Annotated in this window: 2 protein-coding genes and 1 pseudogene; 2 read left to right on the forward strand and 1 reads right to left on the reverse strand. The window is 65.0% G+C overall.

Translation table 11 applies throughout. From position 1 onward, the window contains the following. Positions 1-332 (forward strand): hypothetical protein (locus AC1DRP_RS36505; RefSeq protein ID WP_476771131.1); only part of this gene is annotated, 332 nt, incomplete at its 5' end. Positions 333-514: 182 nt separating this feature from the next. Beyond that, positions 515-784, forward strand: a pseudogene (locus AC1DRP_RS36510) (YkvA family protein); the annotation flags it as partial. A 361-nt stretch (positions 785-1,145) separates the two neighbouring features. Here AC1DRP_RS36510 and AC1DRP_RS36515 read toward each other — a convergent pair. Beyond that, a partial coding sequence (locus AC1DRP_RS36515; protein ID WP_476771132.1) for an autotransporter outer membrane beta-barrel domain-containing protein occupies positions 1,146-1,491 on the reverse strand: 346 nt, incomplete at its 5' end.

A 1,491-nucleotide genomic window follows, 5' to 3' on the forward strand; every position in this document is an offset into this window, starting at 1 on the left:
CAACGGCGGTGGCCATGGCGGTGGCAACGGCGGTGGCCATGGTGGAAACGGCGGTGGCCATGGTGGTGGCAACGGCGGTGGCCATGGCGGCAACGGCGGTGGCCATGGCGGTGGCAACGGCGGTGGCCATGGCGGCAACGGCGGTGGCCATGGCGGYAACGGCGGYGGCCATGGTGGTGGCAACGGCGGTGGCCATGGTGGTGGCAACGGCGGTGGCCATGGCGGYAACGGCGGTGGCCATGGTGGTGGCAACGGCGGTGGCCATGGCGGCAACGGCGGCGGCAACACCGGGGGCACCGGCAGCGGCCGGTAACCGCAGGTGTCTTCTGTAGGTCCGAAGCTCGACGCGCCCCGGGTCACTCCGGGGCGTTTGCTGTCTCGGCCCCTCACGCTATCGCGGCATAATCGACCTCGATCGAGGCCCATCGCCCGCAAGCGGACAGTCCCGCCGGATCTGCTTAAAGCCGGTGTCGACCCATTGCGCGTCTCTTCGACCGCGTGCAATTGCATCATCATGACGCTGGAGCGCGCAAGGCAATGGGCGCGACATCTCACGCGCGACGTCGTCGCGCTATGGATAGCTGCTCGCGATCCGCGAACGCCGTGGCATGCAAAAGCCCTGGCCGCCGGTGTTGCGGCCTACGCCTTGAGCCCAATCGATCTTATTCCTGATTTTATTCCGATACTTGGCTATCTCGACGACTTGCTGATCGTCCCCGCGGGTATCGCACTAGCGGTTCGTCTCATCCCATCGGAACTCATGGCTGAATTCAGGAGGGAGGCCGAGCAATCTTGGCGGTCATTGCGAGCCGTTTCTTCAAACCCGAGTTGCTACGACCAGTTCCGGAGCATCAGGCCGCGGGTGCTGGCGTTCGCTCTCCGCCCTTCTCAGACCATGGCGAGGTCCGCTCTGCGGCAAGTTCGCCAATGTCAAGTTTCGAGCGAGCGCCTGATCACCGCTCGCGACCCATCTCAAGATCGGCGTCTGACGACCGGAGTTGACCCCATTGCCGACATCTGAGGGTCCGGTTGCAGGCACATGACTGAAGGCAATGTAAGGACGCCGGGTTTGGCAGATTCGCAAAGGCCCGCCCCGGCTCGGAACCAATCGTAAGACCCGTATGAARTGTCGGCAGGCGCCGCGCCTACCASGTGACGCGCAGGCCGAGATTKCCCTTGATGCCGCGGCGATSGTCGCCGCCGAKATTGCTGGTGTAGCTCGCCGCCGCGTAGACACCGACGTTCGGCRTCACCTGGGCCGCRACGCCGCCGCCSAGTTCSAGCGAGSTGKAGCCGAAGCCGGTTGYAATCGGCGTGACGTTGAAGGTCGTCGTGTCGCTGCCGGAAAACGTGCGCCAGACATTGGCGAGGAGATAGGGTTTCAGCGTCATCCCGCCCATCACCCAATCGCCGGTGAGCCGAGCGCCGATCCGGCCGGTGAGTGCATCGTTGGGCGAAAAGCGGACCGCGGAGAAGCGATCGCGCTCCGTT

It is taken from the genome of Allobosea sp. 01N443, from assembly GCF_056399325.1.